This is a genomic window from Atopobacter sp. AH10 (assembly GCF_003664595.1).
Lineage (GTDB): Bacteria > Bacillota > Bacilli > Lactobacillales > Aerococcaceae > Atopobacter.
Genome location: NZ_QXPZ01000008.1, coordinates 56,912 through 74,675 on the forward strand (window position 1 = coordinate 56,912; position 17,764 = coordinate 74,675).

Sequence of the window (17,764 nt, forward strand, 5' to 3'; positions counted from 1 at the left end):
AAGTTGACTAGGATAATCCCCAAGTTGCTAGTAAGAGATGAGGTATTATAGTTAGCTGATGGGATCCGTCACTTAAACATAATGACCCAAGCAACTTCTCTAGATCAACAAGTCCAAAAAAGAGATACCCTCTTCTTCAGGCTTTATGCTTTTCCTTGTCGGTGAAAAGCCAACATCTTTTTCATGGATGAAGTTCTGTCAAAAAAGGCAAATAAAAAAGCACCCTCAAAAGAGAGTGCTATCTGTCTGAACATAGGGTGGAAAGTTAGCTTTCCAAAAATTGACGCATCGACAAACGCTTAATTAACTTAAATCGTTAATTAGCCTTCGATTTGAGAAACAACGCCGGCACCTACAGTACGGCCACCTTCACGGATAGAGAATTTAGTACCTTCTTCGATAGCGATTGGGTGGATCAATTCTACTTCCATAGTAACGTTGTCACCAGGCATAACCATTTCAGTACCTTCTGGCAATTCTACAACACCTGTGATATCAGTTGTACGGAAGTAGAATTGTGGACGGTAGTTAGAGAAGAATGGAGTGTGACGTCCACCTTCTTCTTTAGTCAATACGTAAACTTCAGCTTTGAATTTAGTATGTGGAGTGATTGTCCCTGGTTGAGCCAATACTTGACCACGTTGGATGTGTTCACGAGTAATCCCACGAAGAAGAGTACCAATGTTGTCCCCAGCTTGAGCGAAGTCAAGTAATTTACGGAACATTTCAACACCTGTAACAGTAGTCTTTTGAGTGTCTTCGATACCAACGATTTCAACTTCGTCGCCGACTTTAATAGTCCCACGTTCAACACGACCAGTTGCAACAGTACCACGACCAGTGATAGAGAATACGTCTTCGACTGGCATCATGAATGGCAAGTCAGTTTCACGTTCTGGAGTTGGGATGTATTCGTCAACAGCATCCATCAAGTCCAAAATCTTTTGTTCGTATTCTGGATCGCCTTCGATAGCTTTCAAAGCAGAACCAGCGATAATTGGAATATCGTCACCTGGGAAGTCATATTCAGACAATAGGTCACGGATTTCCATTTCAACCAATTCAACCAATTCAGGGTCGTCAACTAAGTCCATCTTGTTCAAGAATACAACGATGTAAGGAACACCTACTTGGCGAGACAAGAGGATGTGTTCACGTGTTTGAGGCATTGGACCGTCAGCAGCAGATACAACCAAGATCGCACCGTCCATTTGGGCAGCACCAGTGATCATGTTTTTAACGTAGTCCGCGTGGCCTGGGCAGTCAACGTGAGCGTAGTGACGTGCGTCAGTTTGGTATTCAACGTGAGAAGTGTTGATAGTGATACCGCGTTCGCGTTCTTCAGGAGCTTTATCGATAGAAGCGTAGTCAGAAACTTCTGCGTAACCTTTCTTAGCTAATACAGAAGTAATAGCTGCTGTTAAAGTTGTTTTACCATGGTCAACGTGTCCGATGGTCCCAATATTCAAATGGGGTTTAGAACGATCGTATTTTTCTTTTGCCATATGTCTTAATTCCTCCTAAATTTAGGTGTTAGTTTAAACGTTTGAAAAAACGCCTAGCTAATTAGATTATACCGAGTAACAGTGGGAATAGTCAACTATTCCCACCTATTTTCTTACTGATAAGACTTACTCAGATTTCTTATGACCATATTTTTCAATGATCTCTTCTTGGATGCTCTTAGGTAGATCAGAATAGTGATCAAATTGCATAGTGAATGTCCCACGACCTTGAGTTGCAGAACGTAGAGTTGTTGCATAACCAAACATTTCTGATAATGGGATCATCGCTTTGATGATTTGAGCATTAGCCCGCATTTCGGTCCCTTCAATTTGCCCACGACGAGCATTGACATGACCCATAACGTCCCCGAAGTATTCTTCTGGAACAGTGATTTCAACTGCCATGATAGGTTCCAAAATAACTGGTTTAGCTGTCTTAGCGGCAGCACGTAAAGCCATAGAAGCAGCAACTTTGAAGGCTGTTTCACTGGAGTCGACATCATGGTAAGAACCATCATAAAGTTTAGCCTTAATGTCAACCATTGGGAAGCCAGCCAAGACACCATTTTCCATAGAGTCTTTCAAACCTGCTTCAACAGCTGGAATGTATTCACGAGGCACAACCCCACCAACGATGGCGTTTTCGAATTCGAAACCTGCGCCTTCTTCGTTTGGTGTGAATTCAATCCAAACGTGACCATATTGCCCTTTACCACCAGATTGACGAACGAATTTACCTTCAGCTTGAGTAGCTTGACGGAAGGTTTCACGGTAGGATACTTGAGGAGCACCTACAGTAGCTTCCACCTTGAATTCACGTTTCAAACGGTCAACGATGATATCCAAGTGCAATTCACCCATCCCGGCAATGATAGTTTGACCAGTTTCTTGGTCAGTAGATGCACGGAAGGTTGGGTCTTCTTCAGATAGTTTTTGAAGAGCGATAGACATCTTGTCTTGGTCAGCTTTAGATTTAGGTTCAATAGCTACTTCGATAACTGGTTCTGGGAATTCCATAGATTCCAAGATTACTTGGTCATCTACGTCAGTTAAGGAGTCACCTGTACCTGTATCCTTCAAACCAACAGCAGCTGCGATGTCCCCTGCAAAGACTTGGTCAACTTCTGAACGAGAGTTAGCGTGCATCAATAGGATACGACCAACACGTTCACGTTTGCCCTTAGTTGCATTTTGGACGTAAGAACCAGACTTCAATGTACCAGAGTAAACACGGAAGAAAGTTAAACGACCAACATAAGGGTCTGTCATTACCTTGAAGGCTAGGGCTGCAAATGGTTCATCATCACTAGCATGACGAACAACTTCTTCGCCACCTTCACCGGGACGTACGCCCTTGATAGCTTCAACGTCAGTTGGAGCTGGTAGGTAGTCAATAACCCCATCAAGAAGAGGTTGAACCCCTTTATTCTTGAAGGCAGAACCAGCAAATACTGGGTAGAATTCTACTTTCAAAGTAGCCCGACGGATAGCAGCTTTTAAGTCTTCTTCAGAGATTTCTTCTCCTTCAAGATAAGCCATCATCAAATCTTCATCAGTTTCAGCTACAGCTTCAACTAATTTGTCGCGCCATTCTAAAGCAAGTTCTTTGTAGTCTTCTGGAATATCTTCTTCATCAATAACTGTACCCAAGTCATCTTCGTAGATGTAGGCTTTTTGATGGATTAAGTCGATAACCCCTTTGAAGTTATCTTCTGAACCGATTGGTAATTGAACTGGATGAGCGTTAGCTTGAAGACGGTCATGCAAAGTTTTTACAGAGTATAAGAAGTCTGCACCAATCTTGTCCATCTTGTTCACAAACACGATACGAGGTACACCGTAAGTTGTTGCTTGGCGCCATACAGTTTCTGTTTGAGGTTCTACACCAGATTGAGCGTCCAAAATTGTTACCGCCCCGTCAAGAACCCGTAGAGAACGTTCTACTTCGACAGTGAAGTCCACGTGCCCTGGAGTATCGATGATGTTGATCCGGTTGCCCTTCCATTGAGCAGTTGTAGCAGCAGAGGTAATGGTAATCCCACGTTCTTGTTCCTGTTCCATCCAGTCCATTTGAGAAGCCCCTTCATGGGTTTCACCAATTTTATGGATTTTACCAGTGTAGTACAAGATACGCTCGGTACAAGTTGTTTTACCGGCGTCGATGTGGGCCATGATACCAATGTTACGAGTGTTTTCTAGTGAAAAGTCTCTAGTAGCCATAGTTTAATAGGACCCTCTCTTTCTTAAATAATAAAGGATGTACTGGTAAAAATTACCATCTGTAATGAGCAAAAGCTTTGTTAGCTTCAGCCATACGATGTACTTCTTCACGTTTACGTACAGAAGCCCCTGTGTTGTTTGCAGCGTCCATGATTTCACGAGCTAAACGAACTTCCATAGTGCCTTCCCCACGCAAACGAGCGTAGTTAACTAACCAACGAAGAGCTAAAGCTGTACGACGGTCAGGACGTACTTCAACTGGAACTTGGTAGTTAGAACCACCGATACGACGAGCTTTAACTTCAAGAACAGGCATAACGTTCTTCATTGCTTCGTCGAAAACTTCGATTGGGTTGTTCCCTGTATCTTCTTTAATGATTTCGAAAGCTTGGTATAAAATAGTTGCAGCTTTCCCGCGTTTCCCATCAACCATCAAACGGTTAATACAACGCGTAACGAGCTTAGAATTGTAAATTGGATCTGGTAAAACATCGCGCTTTGCGACTGGACCTTTACGAGGCATTCAAAGCACTCCTTTCAATGATTAATGGTTTATTTTTTAGGTTTCTTCGTTCCATATTTAGAACGTGATTGACGACGGTTGTCCACACCAGCAGTATCTAAAGCACCGCGGACGATATGGTAACGAACCCCTGGCAAGTCTTTTACACGGCCCCCACGGATCAATACCACACTGTGTTCTTGCAAGTTGTGGCCAATCCCTGGAATGTAAGCTGTCACTTCGATTAAGTTGGACAAGCGCACACGAGCGTATTTACGCAAAGCAGAGTTAGGTTTCTTAGGTGTCATTGTCCCAACACGAGTGCAAACTCCACGTTTTTGAGGAGAGTTCGTGTTTGTTTGTGATTTCTTAAAGCTGTTATACCCTTTGTTAAGCGCTGGTGATTTGGATTTTTCGACGTGACTGTGACGTCCTTTCCGAACCAACTGATTAATTGTAGGCATCAGTTCTTCCTCCTTCAGTAGATCATTTGTCTATTTTTTGTGTTATCTGGCCTTTAGCCTTGTACACATTGCCAGGCGTGTTTTTTCTTTTTGTAAAAAAACGACACCTGTAAAGCTGTCTCTGGGCCTTCATCCTATTCAGCACGTCTGATTCTATCAACCAGTGAATAAAGACACCTAAGATAGAATATCATGTTGACTATAAGCTGTCAAACCTTTTTTGCTCTTTCATTTTAAATTTTCTTCAGCCAGACTTCTGGATCATTCAACTAGACTTCTGGATCATTCAGGCAAACTTCTAGATCATTCAGCCAGTCTTCTAGATCTGCCGTCAGCTGACGGTAATCCCTGTCTAAACCTATTTACTCTAGGTCATTTTGACCTAATAAAGCAAAAAAGGAGGTTATTTCCTCCTTTTTGTCTCTTTATCGTTCGATAATTTTTACCATCATTCATTGGTTTTTACGACATCGCTCAATAGTTATTTTCACCATCGTTCAATGTCTTTTTCACCATCGTTAAGTGTTTTTACGACATCTTGTCGCTTGTCTTCAAGAATTTTCTGATCAGCAACCCTCGTTTTCTAACCAACATTCAGCATTTTTCTGACCAGCAATCCTCGTTTACTGACCAACCATCAGCATTTTCTGAACAGCAATCCCGATCGACTGATCCACTTTCTTAATCCTGCTGTTCACTCGCTAGACAGGCATCTTCTTCTCCTGCTAAAGACCTTAAAGCAGAGGCTTTGGCTAAATCTGGCAAGGATAGTTTCAAACAAGTCGCATGAACCAAGAACACTAAGCTATTGTATACCCCATAGATGAAAGCTACGTAAAGCACTTTCGGCAAACGGTCAAACAAGCCTTTAAGAACTGGACTATGGAACATATAGGCATAATTTGCCCCAACCAACATATTGACGATCAAGGTAAAGGTCAGGAAGGCATTCACTACTAAAAAGGCATAGCGGTAGCTCTTTGCATCAAAATCATACCCATCTACAAATAGGAAGTAGTTGGCTAGCCAGAAAATCATGAAATGGAAAATAAAGAAATGCACATTGGTAAAATGTGGCCATGAATAATGTAGCATATCGGGTTGAATCATCGGTAACACGCCCCCGAATAAGCCCCAATAAACAGTCACACCTTTCAATGGTTTAAAGTCTGTGATTAAAGCAATAACGCCCATATAGAGAGCTGCTCGGCAGGAATAAAGGGGTAAACCTTCTACCCAACCGTCCTTCCTTAAGAAGAAGCAGAAATACATATAGAGGAATTGATCTAATACAGCCATCACGATAAAGCTGACTTTAAGCCAGTGATTCAAGCGCTTATTTTGACGAATGTGTTCACGATGCTTAAAAATGATCCAAGCGCCTGAAAGCAAGGTGACAATCAACACATAGTGCCAAAAAGAAAATGGCTGGAAAATAAACCCATCTTCTTCTGGACGGAAAAATTCTTTAAAAAAACTCATTACTTACTCCTTTAAATTGATCAATTGAGGGTCATCCCTCAAGCACATTTCTTTTCTTATTGTATCAAAAAGCGCAAGAAAAAAGCTTAAAAAATTGATAAGAGTGTCTGCCTTGTTTCTTGGGGGCTATCCAAAGTTTGAAAAGTGTTCCCCTAGCGCTAGGTTAGGGCTTTTCTTATGGTCTATAAGCTATCCCTAAATCTGATCTCTAGCATAAGAAGAGACGGTTATAGCTGTGCCTGTAGCTATTTTACCGCCTCTTCTCTTTATATCCCCCAGAACGTTTTTACTTTCTAAGGGCTAATTCAACAAGTATCTTTTGGACAATACCCGTACCAATAAAAATGATCCCAGGATTTTATAGTAACATCAGTCTACTAGAAACTTCCTTACATCTTTTTGAAACGAGTGACGACAAGTCCACCTACTGCAGCTGTAGCCATTGCGACTGCTATTGTCTTGGAAGAACTGTTGCTTGTTTTCTTGCTTGCTTGTTCTCCATTCATTTGCTCATCCGTCAACTGATTATTTTCTTTTGGATCAGTTTTGCTAGTTTCTTTGGCTTTAGTTTCTTTTACAGACTTATCATCTTTTGCAGACTTCTCATCTTTTATTGGCTTGTCATCTTTTACAGACTTCTTATCTTTCGCAGACAATTTGCCAGTCACTTCTTTTTTGCCTTCTTTAGCAGGCAATTTGCCAGTCACTTCTTTTTTGTCTTCTTTAGCAGGCAATTTGCCAGCCACTTCTTTTTTCTCGTCTTTCGATTCTTTTCGACTAGCCTTCGCTACTTTCTTGTCGGCTTTCTTTACTGTCCCAGTGGCCTTAGTAGTTACCTTCTTGCCTGCTGCTTTTGGCGCAGACGGAGCTGGCTTAGCTACACCCTTCTCTGCTGCTTTTGGCGCAGATGGAGCTGGTTGAGCTTGATTCTTCTCTGGAGCTTTTGGTGCGGATGGAGCTGGCTTAGCTACACCCTTCTCTGCTGCTTTTGGAGCGGACGGTGCTGGCTTAGCTTGGTTCTTCTCTGGCACTTTTGGAGCTGACGGAGCTGGTTTAGCTTCATTCTTCTCTGGAGTTTTCGGAGCAGACGGAGCTGGCTTAGCTTGATTCTTCTCTGGAGCTTTCGGAGCGGATGGAGCTGGTTGAGCTTGATCCTTCTCTGGTGCTTTTGGTGCGGATGGAGCTGGCTTAGCTTGGTTCTTCTCTGGCACTTTTGGAGCTGTCGGAGCTGGTTTAGCTTCATTCTTCTCTGGAGTTTTCGGAGCAGACGGAGCTGGCTTAGCTTGATTCTTCTCTGGAGCTTTCGGAGCGGATGGAGCTGGTTGAGCTTGATCCTTCTCTGGTGCTTTTGGTGCGGATGGAGCTGGCTTAGCTTGGTTCTTCTCTGGAGCTTTTGGTGCAGATGGTGCTGGCTTAGCTTGGTTCTTCTCTGGAGCTTTCGGAGCGGATGGAGCTGGTTGAGCTTGATCCTTCTTAGGCGCTTGAGTTTGAGCTGGAACTAATTTTTCAGCCTTTATGCTTGTTTCAACCGAGATGGCTTTAAGTGCTTGTAGTTCTTCCACTTCTAATTGATCTACAGCAGTTTGGCTAGTTAATTTTTCCAACTTAAGCACAACTGCTTTCAGTGTTGTTTCTACTTTCCAAACAGCAACTTTTTTAGCTTCATCACTAGCTTTAGCATTTTGTTGAATTTCTTCGGTTTTTTCTTTCGCAGCTTGTTGAAGGCGACGTGTCACTAAGTCTTTACCAATAAATTTCAAGCCTTCAAATGCTTGCTTCGCTTTTTCACCTGCTTTATCAACGTCTTCTTGTGTTTCGGCATCTTCTAGGTCTTCACTTGCCGCAGCTGCCACATTAGCAACAGAATTTCGAGCCGCTTCCTTCTCACCTACTGAGAGTTTATTATTGGCTTCAATCGCCTTCATTTGCTTCTCACGAATAGCCTCTAACGCTTTATAGGTAAGTTCTTTCCCTAGCAATTTGACGCCTTGAATTGCGGTCAAAGCTTCGTCTTTCGCTTTATCCACATCAGCTTGTTGACTTGCACGGGCAATGACATCCTCTGCAGTCTTTTGAAGTTGCGAAATTTTCTTTTGAGCTAGTGTCTTTTCTTTTTCAGACAATTTAGCATTCTTTACAATTTCATCTTGTTTAGCTTTTAAAGCTTCTTTGATTGATGACTCTGCTAACATCTTACCCACTGGTTGAAGGGATTTAAATTTAGCTAAAGCTTCGTCTTTCGCTTTATCCACGACTTCTTGCCGTTGAGCTGTTTTAATCGTGTAATCCGCTTTAGCTTGAGTATTTTTTACTTCTTCCTTAGCCCGTTTCTTTTCTTCTGCTGACAGTTTTTTATTTCCCTCGATCGCATCCATTTTGGCTTTTGCCACTTTATTCACTTCAGAAATGGCTAAATCACGTGTCACAGGTGTAATCGATTGGATAAATTGAATAGCTTTATTTTTCTTTTCTTCTAAGTCAGCTCGACTGGCTTTCCTAATTTCTTCTTTCCCAGTTTTGGCGGAATAAGCGATCCAAGCTTTTTCGATATCTTTTTCTTTACGCGTTAGATTGTTATTTTGCTCTATTTCTCTAGCCTTTTCGGTTGCTACACGATCGATTTCACTTGACGCAGCTTCTTTCATAGCCAGTAAATCTTTTTCATCTTTATCAGAAGGTGTGACTTTACCTGTTGCTAATTGCTTAGCATGCGATTCAATTTGACCAATCTCTTCCACTACTGTCTGATGGAATTGATCCACTTCTCTTTGGGATATTGCTTGTTCAATTTTCCCCTTTGCCTTAATAGCTTGTTCTTTGATCTTCTTAATAGCTGAATCTTTTTCCGTTTGAGAGATCTTCAAGGCATTAATGGCAGCAATCTTTTGTCTACCTTCATAATCAATACGGTCGATGAGTTTCGCTTTTCCAACAAGAGGGAACTTTCTTATTTCAGATTCTAATTCTGTGCTTAACCGGTTGATCTCTTCAGGCTTATTGGCACTATCGATCAATTTTACGGTTTTATTGACCTTTTCAGTCAAAATTCCCTTTGCTTCCTCTCTTTCCTTCTTCAACAAGTTATCGTTCTTATTGATTTCATCTAACTTTTCTTTCAAGACTTGTTGAATAGTTTCTTTCGCACGCTTTTTCCCAACAAAACGCAGCTGGTCAATAAATTTGAGAGTTTCTTCCTTAAAGCTATTCAAACTTTCTGTATGCGTGATAGTCGAAACTTTTTCATCGTAATTTTTTTGAAGATTTTGTAACTGGTCTTTCGCTGCCTCTACCTCGTCTTCAGTTAAATCCTTGTTTCCAATTACTTTAGCAATTTTATCGCCTATTGCCTTAGCAATTTCTTCTTTAACTAGGATTTTTTCTTCTTCAGTCGCTTTCTTTCCTTTAGGCTTTTGATTGTCTTTAGCGATTTTTTGGATTTCTACCAAGGCCTCTGCCTTAACTTTTTCAACCATTTCAGTCTTATCCGCTACATCAATATCTTGGATAGCCTTTTTTAACAACTCGTCTATCTGAGCTGCTATATTGTTTCTCTCTTGAGTTGAAAGAGTCGTATTTTTTTGAATAACTTCTTTTAGCTCTCTGGCCTTGTTATCTAATTCCCCAATTACTTTATTTTTTTCTTCTGGCTTGTGATCAGCCATTTTATCCTTAATCTCTTCAACTTTTTTTCTTAGGGCATCGTCCCCTTGACCTGCCATTTTTTGAAGTTCTGCAATGCCTTCTTCTTTAATCTTAACTAATTGTTGAAGGAATTTCTCCCTTTCTTCTGCCGTAGAATTTTGCGCATTAATAATTGCTTTTTCTTGCTTTTCTTGCTCATCCAGTTCTTTCAGATAACTAGCCAGTTCCCCTGATCTTGCCCGACTTTCGCCGACCATGAGATTTTCAGGATTAATTTTTCTGATAGCTTTTTCAGCTTCTATTTGGACTTTATTGACTTCTTCTTCACTTTCAGCCGATCGAATATTATCTATGGCCTCTTCAGTTGTTTTGGTCAGCTCTGCTTTCAGTCTTTCACGCTCTTCACTGCTTAACTTCATATTTTTAGTGATAGCTGCTAGTTCTTTTTCATAAGTTTCCCGAACAAGCCGACTCGCATTGCCTCGACTAAAATATTTTGATGGTGCTAATTGCTTTAAAGCTTCTTCTTTCAGTTGCATCACTCGATTTATTTCTGATGCTTTTTCAATATCTTCTTTAACTGCATCCCTTAAATGCTCAATGCTCCCCCTATAGTACTCTCTTTCTTTTTCAGATAAATTGTTATCCAGACTGATTTTAGCAATAGCTTCCCCAGACGCTTTATCAACTGCTTCACTAGCTACTCTCTTGGCTTCTTCTAATTTTTCAGGAGCAACAGCATCCCCTGCAGTCTCTTTTTCCAAGACTCTCGCCACTCTTGGCTCTGCTAGTTCTTCATGTGGCTGATCAGCTGGATGATTTTCTTCCCTATTGTCCGAACTATCTGTTAGACGATTGCTAGGCGCTGAACTTCTCATGGTTAATTTTTCTGTTCGTTCACTAGTTCCCAAATCCGAAACTCTCGCCAATTCTTTGTTGCTTTCTTCATCGGAGTTGTCATTAGAGCTCTTATCACTAACTTCTACAGGTTTAGAAACTACTGGTGTAAGGTTTTCCACTTCTGGTTGAGAGACGACATCTTCCCCGTTCGATTCCCTTTCATTAGGAGATGGTTGAACAAGTGCTGTAGGACTTCCTTCCGACTCACTAGCTGCTACCGTGCTGACTTGTCCAAATAAAGCGAAGCCAACTGCTACTGAGAAAACACCTACCCCGATTTTTTTGATGGCATACCGATAATTCTTTTGGCCATTCCGCCGTTGATATTCTTTTTGATTATTTTTACCCAACATATTGTCGCCTCTTTTCTTTCAGTGTATTTGTGACAATAGCTTATCATGAGAATAGTTGAGCAACTAGTTAAATATCCGGCCTGTTTTTTAATTTTTTCTTGCCTTTTTGAAAGTCGTTTTCATAATTTTCACTCTTCCGCTTTTTGTTGATATATGGGCATTTTTAGCACAGCCTTCTTAATAAGCAAACGCTATTTTCACTATTTTTTTACACTATTTAGCAAGACTAACCTAAGATGATATAGTGACTTTTTTAACAGATAATAAACTTTTTTAAAGGCCTTATATTTTTCTTAATTTCTAACGCCTTTAGAAGCTTTAAATGGTCAGTCTGCACCACACAAAAAAGCCCGCTCTTGCTTCTTCTACAAGAGGGGCTTCTCACTTATCTAAAAATCCCTAACTAGTTCCCTTAGCCTACTTTTCCTAAGAAGTAACTATTTTCTTAAGCTCAGTATGCTAATAAATGTCTGGCATTAACTGATTAGGTCATTTAGCTTGCATTTTTTACTAGACAGCTAGTTCTATCTAGCTACTTTTTTTCGATATTTTTCAAAGTTGGGAAAATCCCCTCTACCTTAGATAATTGTCTAAATCTCTATAAAAGTCTATTTTATGGTACTTCTCCATTTACGACAATTTGCTAACTCTCTATAAGTGCCTATAGATTTCTAGCAAATTGTCGTAAATTTGTCGTAAGCTGTCGTAAATTCTAAAATATAAATTTCATCGCTTTTTCAAATTCTCCCATCTGTTCTATCTTAAAATCTTCTGTTGCATCTACATATATATCCATTGTTGTACTAATATCAGAATGACCTAGAATAGACTGCATTGCTTTTGTATTTATATTTTGTTCATTAAGTCTTGTAGTAAAGGTGTGTCTGAAAATGTGATTGCTTAAATGTGGAACTAATAGAATATCATTAGAGTTCGATTTATTTTTATCCATTATACTTAAATTGCAATCTCTAACAATTCTTCTCAAAGCTTTATTAAGTGTTCCATTATTGTGAACCTTTCCGAATCTATTTAAAAATACAAAGTCTTTAAATCCATCGATTGAATCACAACATTCGATTCCAAAAGTCTTTTGTAACTCTCTTTCCATAAGAAAAGCATCTTTTACTTTTTGAACCATAGGAATACTTCGCTTACCTGATTCTGTCTTCGGTGTATTAATAGCATACCTATTGTTTAATCCTTTACCTTTACTATAATATACCAAAGTCCTGTTTACATTTATAAGACCATTATCAAAATCTAGATCGTCCCATTGCAATCCTGTGACTTCTCCAACTCTCATTCCCGTCCAAAGCATAACAATGAATATTGGATACCATTTTTTATATTCATCACTATTAGATAAATATTCTTCAAATATCACCTGTTCTTCTATTGTCATGGCTTTTTTCTTCGGAGATTCATTTCGATAAGCTACTTTCAATTCCTTCAAAGCATTGTCAGACGGATTAAATCTTATATATTCGTCATCCACTGCTAATTCTAATACCTGATGTAAGACAGTATGAACACAATCTATAGTAGAAACCATTAATCCTTGATCTTCCTTTAATCTGTTATAAAAACTTCTAACATCAGATCTTTTAATATCAGATAGTTTAATACGACCAAAAGTCGGTTCTACAAATTGTTGATACATATAGATGTAATTTTTAAAGGTATTATCCTTTAAACCTCTTTTAACCTTTGTCCATAGCTTAAAAGTATCATTTACAGATAAGCTACTTCCTTCGTTGTTGATTCCATCTATAGTATTGCGTAAAATATCTAATTCCTTTTCTCTTAATTCTTTTAGAGTTTTCGCATAGATAGATTTTCTACGACCTATTTTGTCTTGCCACTTAAATTCATAAGTGCCATTTGACCTTTGATATTCACCGTCTTTTAAAACAACCCCTTTACTATCTTTGCGTCTTTTTACCATAAAAATTCTCCTTTTTTGATAAAAGACACGCTATAATTATTATACCGCATTAAGCGTGTTTTATATATAGTTTTAGATTAAATAGAGAACTGTCTATTTAAATATTCTTCCATTAACTTTTTCTTAATAAGACGCTTACTACCATTAAATAATACAAAATCGCAATCATTTTCATCCGTTAATTGTCTAACTTTATCTTGACCAATATTAAAATATTCAGATGCTTCTTTTAATGTTAGAAATGCTTTCTCAGAAACACGAACACCTTTTATATTTTCGTTAATCATAAATCCTCCAAATAATATATTTAAAATATTTATTTTAATATTTTTAAAGTTTTTTGACATTGACAAGTGCCTTGGATTAGCAACATAGGAATCTCACCTCCGCCTCTGTTCAGGATGAGCCGGCTTCAACCTTAGAAGTATCATTATCCTCATTTTCTTCATAGCGAATAGGGTATCCCTCCCTATATTCAAACTCTTACTTATCGCTCCCTTTCTTCTTCCCTTGCTTTTGGCTTAGCAGTACTTGTTTTGCCGAATTATTCAGCAGAAAGATCTTGGCGGATAGGTTATTACGCTCCAAAAATGATTAATGTCTTGTCTTGGTCTATTCAATTGTTAAGGTTCAAATATTGTTTAAATTTCTTTTAAAATAGAAAGAGGACAAAACTCCCCTCACTTTATAAAGGAAAATTTGCCCTCTTTGGTAACCAGAAACTATATTTCTTCTATAAATTTCTTTAGTTTTTCTAAAATCTTATCTCGCCTTTTTATTAAAGCAGGATGTGATATATTTTGAGTCTTTGCTACTGCACGAAGTGTTTCATCATTGAAATATAATCTTTCAATTATTTCTCGTTCATCATTATTTAACTTTGACATTGCATTTCTTAGTGCTTCAATCATCATTTGTGTAGCTACAACTTTTTCAACATCAACATTTTTATCTTCTAGATTATCTACAAAATTCCCATCGTGATTTAGAGACGAAAAAAAGAGCAAGTGGTTTTTTCTGTCCACCTGCTCTAAATACTTTTCATGTTCTCTTTCCCGCCAGTAGACTTTGTAAATATCCTCACTGACTTTGACCTTTTGTCCGCCTACATATAGATAATATTCTTTTTTCATTTTGAAGTCCTCCGTTTCTTTTGACTGACTGTTTTTCAGGCAAAAAAAAGGAAGACTTCTACACTTAGGCATACGAAGTCCTCTAAAACAGAAAATTAAAAGTATTTTACTAACTGCACTTGATTGTTTCAGTTTGCATATGAAACAATAATCTGCTATAAAGATTATAAAAAAGAGGAATGTTTTGTTTCTTTGGTATTTCTAACATTAGATGTTTAGATTCTTTCATATTTGTTTCCTCCATTTTATCAATAATCTAAATAGTCAGTATTTTTATCTTCTTTATACATAATTGATTTTTATTCATTTTTTTTAGTTTCTATTCTATCAAATAGTTTGATAATCTCAGAATCAGAAAATCCTAAGACATATAGTTTTTCAAACAATATTTTTGTTAGCCTGTTCAAATGCTGATTTCTTAACTCAATTATTTTCTTCTCACTTTCAATAACAAAATATCCTTTACTTCCACGACTAACAATTAGTCCCTGTTTCTCAAGAACTTTTAAAGCTTTTTGAACTGTTGCAGGATTACATCCCTCCCTCTGTACTAAAGCCCTTATAGGTGGCATCTGTTGTCCCGGAACATAATCGCCTCTTAAAATAGACACTCTTAACGCTGAAGCAATTTGCAAATATAGATATACATTCATTTATTTTTATTTTTTCTTCCTCGTACGAATTTCCAATAAGCAGAATACGGAATAACCGTAGTAAACAGAAGATAATATTTATTAGCAAACATATCGGGGATTCCTTTTGCATTGAAATGAATAGGAATTTTCTCTGGGAGAAATATGCAAATAATAAATATTACAAACATCATTCCTATCAGCACTAATACATCTTTCAAAAATCTTTTTTTCATGGCAAATCTCCTTTCTATTTGTCAATAGCTTTCTATTTTCCTAAAATTTATCTAACCACCTTATAACTTCTACAAATGTATCCCTATTAATTGAATAATAGATATAATTTTTATATCTACTGTCGGTAATTAATTTACTCTTTTTTAATAAAGATAGATGATAAGATATAGTTGCTTTTTCTAATTTAAAATGACTTGCTATTTCTCCAGCAGTTAAATTTTTATTAGAAATAATTAATAAAATATCCATTCTAATGGGATTTGATAGGGAATCAAATATTCTAACTAAATCTATCATCTTTTATTCCTGAAATATTGCAAATAAACTTAATATTGAAATAAACACCATTATATCTTTTAAAAATTTTTTTCATAGAACATCTCCTCCTTAAACTAAAAATTTAATCTACAAGTTTTTATATAAACGCCACCCGCAATAACGAGCAAAATAAGTGCTACTACCAATAATGTAGGTACTATAGAAAAATGCAAAAACCAATGAAAAAGAATTGGTATAACTAATGCAGCCATTCCAATAATTGCAGATACAATAACAGGCATACTCTGTTTTACTATCATCATCTCACTTTCCCATTCAAAGTTGGGAAATTTTTTATTCAAAGAAATTCCAATCACTGTTATAAAAACGGAATAACAAATAGGAACAATTATTAAGCTGATGGTTTGAATAATGTCCATATCAAGCTTTAGCAAAAATATAAACACAGAAACAATATATCCAATTAAATGAAGCGTAAGATTTACTGCAATCTTAGAATTTAAAATCGTTTTTACCCTAATAGGAGAACTTTGCAAAATCCAAACATTTTTACCTTCTAAAGATATGGAAAATGCTGCCGGACAACTAAGTAAAAACATTGAAGCAATACACATCGGAGCAAAATTTGAAAGATATTCATTAACATTTTCGATTCCCGAATATTCCCCTATTTGTTGTAAAGAATTAAAAAGAAGAAATATGCTGAAAACACATAAAAGTATTACACCAAGACCTGCATTCAATACTGCCATATATGAATTTAGAAACAGTCCCATTTCTTTTTTATATAGGGCAAAAAATACTGATTTTCTATTATTCGAATTTTTGTTGTCAGAATATCTTGTTGTTGTTTTAGCAAGAGTATTAAGCAACCCATACTTCAATGAAACCACTTTGGCAAATATATAAAAAAATACTATTGAAAGAACAATAAATAATCCTACTCCAATGTAAATTGGAAAATTATAGTATTCCATAAATAGCTTAGATAACGGGTACAATCCGGTAATTTGCTTAGAAAGCATAATCGCAATACTATTTTCATTACCTGATTTCATAGCTGACACTGCAATATATCCAATTATCCCTATCATTGCAAATGAAAAAATTAAAGCAATAACATTTTTTCTCTTAAAGAAAGATGAAGCAACAACAATAATGATTCCCATACATGCTGCTATACACATAGGTATCAACGGAACAAAAATTATGGAAGTAAAATACAATATAATCTGTAATGCATTTAAACTTCCGTTTAACACCCAAACAATTCCCCCCGGAAGCATAAACATCAATCCTATTAAAAAATTCAATAAATACATAAACATAAACTTGCTGCTTATAATATCCGAACTTTTTACAGGCAATGACAAAAGATTTTCCATATCACGACTGCCAAATAAAATCCCATTCGAATAAAATATTGTCAAAAATAATATTGCAAAGCTTGATACCGATACCATATATGCCGGTATCAACTTCTGCTGTCCCAGTTGTACCAATGTTTTGGCTGTTATGATATTATAAACAAAGAAAAATATAGCAAGAGTTATTATTCCAAAACTTGCAATAACAATCGAACTTTGTTTTTTATTTCCCGGCTCTTTCATTTCGTTGATCGGAAAGAAATTTATCAATTGTGCTCTAATTAGTATCCAAATTTTGCTCATTATCCTGCACCTCCATGAAAAAAGTTTCCAAAGATTTATTGCCTTTGACTTCTTCTGTATTTCCGCTCGCAATTAACTTTCCATTTTTTATAATTGCAATTTTATTACATAATTTTTCTGCAACATCCAATACATGTGTTGAAAAGAAAATAGCTCCTCCATCTGATACGCATTCGTGCATTATTTTCTTTAGTAGAAAAGTTGCTTTCGGATCAAGTCCAACAAAAGGTTCATCTAAAATTAGTAACTTTGGAGAATGCACCAGTGCAGAAATAATCGCCGTTCTTTGCTTCATGCCATGTGAATACGAAGATATCATTCCCGAAAGATGTTTCGTCATTTCAAACAAATCGCCGTATCTCTGAATTCTTTCTCTGCGTATTTCAGTAGAAACTTCAAATAAATCAGCAATAAAATTGATGTACTGAAATCCTGTCAGATGTTCATATAAATCCGGATTATCCGGAATGTATGCCATTATTTTCTTACAAATAACAGGCTCTTCTTTAATAGAATGCCCGTCAATCGTTATACTTCCATTCTCAAAATCATGAATTCCAACTACCGCTTTTATCGTTGTAGTTTTTCCGGCTCCATTTGCACCAATGAATCCATAAATATCTCCAGACTGTACTGAAATGGATAAGTTTTCAACAGCCTTTTTGTTCCCATAGAATTTACTAAAATTCTTTATCTCTAACATAATTTCCACCTCCATTGACAATTTGTCAGTTATTCCTTGAAATAAAACCGATAACTTGTGTATCAGTAGCTATCGGCAAATTATTCTCCTTGCA

Annotated in this window: 14 protein-coding genes; all 14 read right to left on the bottom strand. The window is 37.2% G+C overall.

Annotated elements, in window-relative coordinates:
* Positions 1 to 320: 320 nt before the first annotated feature.
* The 14 genes from tuf to D3H64_RS02535 all read right to left on the bottom strand — a co-directional run bounded on the left by tuf (position 321) and on the right by D3H64_RS02535 (position 17,670).
* Positions 321 to 1,505, bottom strand: a complete 1,185-nt coding sequence (gene tuf / locus D3H64_RS02470; protein ID WP_121564514.1) for an elongation factor Tu — start codon at positions 1,503 to 1,505, stop codon at positions 321 to 323.
* Between the two features lie 126 nt (positions 1,506 to 1,631).
* Complete coding sequence (gene fusA / locus D3H64_RS02475; RefSeq protein ID WP_121564516.1) at positions 1,632 to 3,725, bottom strand: elongation factor G; 2,094 nt, start codon at positions 3,723 to 3,725, stop codon at positions 1,632 to 1,634.
* A 52-nt stretch (positions 3,726 to 3,777) separates the two neighbouring features.
* Positions 3,778 to 4,248, bottom strand: a complete 471-nt coding sequence (gene rpsG, locus D3H64_RS02480; protein WP_121564518.1) for a 30S ribosomal protein S7 — start codon at positions 4,246 to 4,248, stop codon at positions 3,778 to 3,780.
* A 29-nt stretch (positions 4,249 to 4,277) separates the two neighbouring features.
* The gene (gene rpsL / locus D3H64_RS02485; RefSeq protein ID WP_121564520.1) at positions 4,278 to 4,691 is read right to left on the bottom strand and encodes a 30S ribosomal protein S12; all 414 of its coding nucleotides are present in this window, start codon (positions 4,689 to 4,691) and stop codon (positions 4,278 to 4,280) included.
* Positions 4,692 to 5,372: 681 nt separating this feature from the next.
* Positions 5,373 to 6,173 (bottom strand): TIGR02206 family membrane protein, encoded by an 801-nt coding sequence (locus D3H64_RS02490; RefSeq protein ID WP_121564522.1) that lies wholly within the window; start codon positions 6,171 to 6,173, stop codon positions 5,373 to 5,375.
* Between the two features lie 389 nt (positions 6,174 to 6,562).
* Positions 6,563 to 11,068: a DUF1542 domain-containing protein gene (locus D3H64_RS02495; protein WP_121564524.1), complete on the bottom strand. Its 4,506-nt coding sequence runs from the start codon at positions 11,066 to 11,068 to the stop codon at positions 6,563 to 6,565.
* A gap of 712 nt (positions 11,069 to 11,780) precedes the next feature.
* Entirely contained in the window at positions 11,781 to 13,016 is a 1,236-nt protein-coding gene (locus D3H64_RS02500) for a tyrosine-type recombinase/integrase (RefSeq protein WP_023059810.1), read from the bottom strand.
* 77 nt (positions 13,017 to 13,093) lie between these two features.
* Positions 13,094 to 13,303 (bottom strand): excisionase, encoded by a 210-nt coding sequence (locus tag D3H64_RS02505; RefSeq protein WP_009345237.1) that lies wholly within the window; start codon positions 13,301 to 13,303, stop codon positions 13,094 to 13,096.
* Positions 13,304 to 13,738: 435 nt separating this feature from the next.
* Positions 13,739 to 14,149 carry a sigma-70 family RNA polymerase sigma factor gene (locus D3H64_RS02510; protein ID WP_070606324.1) on the bottom strand — a complete coding sequence of 137 codons (411 nt, stop codon included), beginning with the start codon at positions 14,147 to 14,149 and terminating at the stop codon, positions 13,739 to 13,741.
* 299 nt (positions 14,150 to 14,448) lie between these two features.
* Positions 14,449 to 14,802, bottom strand: a complete 354-nt coding sequence (locus D3H64_RS02515) for a GntR family transcriptional regulator (protein WP_070606326.1) — start codon at positions 14,800 to 14,802, stop codon at positions 14,449 to 14,451.
* Positions 14,799 to 15,017 carry a DUF1648 domain-containing protein gene (locus D3H64_RS02520; RefSeq protein ID WP_036739994.1) on the bottom strand — a complete coding sequence of 73 codons (219 nt, stop codon included), beginning with the start codon at positions 15,015 to 15,017 and terminating at the stop codon, positions 14,799 to 14,801. The genes D3H64_RS02515 and D3H64_RS02520 overlap by 4 nt, the downstream gene beginning before the upstream one ends.
* 40 nt (positions 15,018 to 15,057) lie before the next feature.
* Positions 15,058 to 15,315 carry a metalloregulator ArsR/SmtB family transcription factor gene (locus D3H64_RS02525; RefSeq protein WP_023056444.1) on the bottom strand — a complete coding sequence of 86 codons (258 nt, stop codon included), beginning with the start codon at positions 15,313 to 15,315 and terminating at the stop codon, positions 15,058 to 15,060.
* A 95-nt stretch (positions 15,316 to 15,410) separates the two neighbouring features.
* Positions 15,411 to 16,967, bottom strand: coding sequence for a hypothetical protein (locus D3H64_RS02530; protein ID WP_023059822.1), 1,557 nt, complete (start codon positions 16,965 to 16,967; stop codon positions 15,411 to 15,413).
* Positions 16,942 to 17,670, bottom strand: coding sequence for an ABC transporter ATP-binding protein (locus tag D3H64_RS02535; RefSeq protein ID WP_000889773.1), 729 nt, complete (start codon positions 17,668 to 17,670; stop codon positions 16,942 to 16,944). The genes D3H64_RS02530 and D3H64_RS02535 overlap by 26 nt, the downstream gene beginning before the upstream one ends.
* Positions 17,671 to 17,764 lie beyond the last annotated feature (94 nt).

Bases quoted from the DNA above. Each gene is read 5' to 3' on its own strand.
- tuf (WP_121564514.1), bottom strand. From the start codon at position 1,505: ATGGCAAAAGAAAAATACGATCGTTCTAAACCCCATTTGAATATTGGG.
- fusA (WP_121564516.1), bottom strand. From the start codon at position 3,725: ATGGCTACTAGAGACTTTTCACTAGAAAACACTCGTAACATTGGTATC.
- rpsG (WP_121564518.1), bottom strand. From the start codon at position 4,248: ATGCCTCGTAAAGGTCCAGTCGCAAAGCGCGATGTTTTACCAGATCCA.
- rpsL (WP_121564520.1), bottom strand. From the start codon at position 4,691: ATGCCTACAATTAATCAGTTGGTTCGGAAAGGACGTCACAGTCACGTC.
- D3H64_RS02490 (WP_121564522.1), bottom strand. From the start codon at position 6,173: ATGAGTTTTTTTAAAGAATTTTTCCGTCCAGAAGAAGATGGGTTTATT.
- D3H64_RS02495 (WP_121564524.1), bottom strand. From the start codon at position 11,068: ATGTTGGGTAAAAATAATCAAAAAGAATATCAACGGCGGAATGGCCAA.
- D3H64_RS02500 (WP_023059810.1), bottom strand. From the start codon at position 13,016: ATGGTAAAAAGACGCAAAGATAGTAAAGGGGTTGTTTTAAAAGACGGT.
- D3H64_RS02505 (WP_009345237.1), bottom strand. From the start codon at position 13,303: ATGATTAACGAAAATATAAAAGGTGTTCGTGTTTCTGAGAAAGCATTT.
- D3H64_RS02510 (WP_070606324.1), bottom strand. From the start codon at position 14,149: ATGAAAAAAGAATATTATCTATATGTAGGCGGACAAAAGGTCAAAGTC.
- D3H64_RS02515 (WP_070606326.1), bottom strand. From the start codon at position 14,802: ATGAATGTATATCTATATTTGCAAATTGCTTCAGCGTTAAGAGTGTCT.
- D3H64_RS02520 (WP_036739994.1), bottom strand. From the start codon at position 15,017: ATGAAAAAAAGATTTTTGAAAGATGTATTAGTGCTGATAGGAATGATG.
- D3H64_RS02525 (WP_023056444.1), bottom strand. From the start codon at position 15,315: ATGATAGATTTAGTTAGAATATTTGATTCCCTATCAAATCCCATTAGA.
- D3H64_RS02530 (WP_023059822.1), bottom strand. From the start codon at position 16,967: ATGAGCAAAATTTGGATACTAATTAGAGCACAATTGATAAATTTCTTT.
- D3H64_RS02535 (WP_000889773.1), bottom strand. From the start codon at position 17,670: ATGTTAGAGATAAAGAATTTTAGTAAATTCTATGGGAACAAAAAGGCT.